This window comes from Lelliottia nimipressuralis (assembly GCF_004115925.1).
GTDB classification, from domain to species: Bacteria; Pseudomonadota; Gammaproteobacteria; order Enterobacterales; family Enterobacteriaceae; genus Enterobacter; species Enterobacter nimipressuralis.
This window is the reverse complement of sequence record NZ_SDDX01000038.1, coordinates 1-717: the sequence shown is the minus strand read 5'-3', so window position 1 is coordinate 717 and position 717 is coordinate 1. Positions and strand designations below refer to the sequence as shown.

Annotated in this window: 2 protein-coding genes; both read left to right on the top strand. The window is 55.6% G+C overall.

Translation table 11 applies throughout. The features are described 5' to 3' along the window. Nucleotides 1-42 precede the first annotated feature (42 nt). Complete coding sequence (locus tag ETG88_RS21755; protein WP_100777983.1) at nt 43-357, top strand: DUF485 domain-containing protein; 315 nt, start codon at nt 43-45, stop codon at nt 355-357. Further along, nucleotides 354-717, top strand: a 364-nt coding sequence (locus ETG88_RS21750; protein WP_434084309.1) for a sodium:solute symporter family transporter, incomplete at its 3' end; no start/stop codon positions are given. The genes ETG88_RS21755 and ETG88_RS21750, both read left to right, overlap by 4 nt.

The following is a 717-nucleotide window of genomic DNA, read 5'->3' as shown; positions in this document are numbered from 1 at the left end:
AAAAACGCCCTTCCCTACACCAATACTCTGGAGAGTTCTGTGATGAATACTGATATTTATCAGCAGATAGAAAATAGTGCGCATTTCAGGGAGCTCGTCGAAAAACGGCAACGGTTTGCCTTCATCCTTTCCATCATCATGCTGATTATCTACGTCGGCTTTATTCTGCTGATCGCCTTTGCCCCGCACTGGCTGGGCACGCCGCTGCATGCCGGAACCAGCGTCACGCGCGGGATCCCCATCGGCATCGGTGTGATTGTCATCTCCTTCGTGCTGACCGGCGTCTACGTCTGGCGCGCGAACGGTGAATTTGATCGTCTCAATAAAGCAGTACTGCGTGAGGTAAAAGCATCATGAAGCGAGTTCTGACGGCGCTAGCCGCCACACTGCCTTTTGCGGCGCATGCGGCCGATGCCCTGACCGGCGACGTCCAACGCCAGCCGACCAACTGGCAGGCGATTATCATGTTCCTGATTTTCGTGCTGCTGACCCTCTACATCACCTACTGGGCGTCAAAACGCGTGCGCTCGCGTAATGACTACTACACGGCGGGCGGCAACATTACCGGCTTCCAGAACGGGCTGGCGATTGCGGGCGATTTTATGTCAGCCGCATCGTTCCTCGGGATCTCCGCGCTGGTTTACACCTCCGGCTACGACGGTCTGATTTACTCTCTCGGCTTCCTCGTCGGCTGGCCGATTATTCTGTTCCTGATCG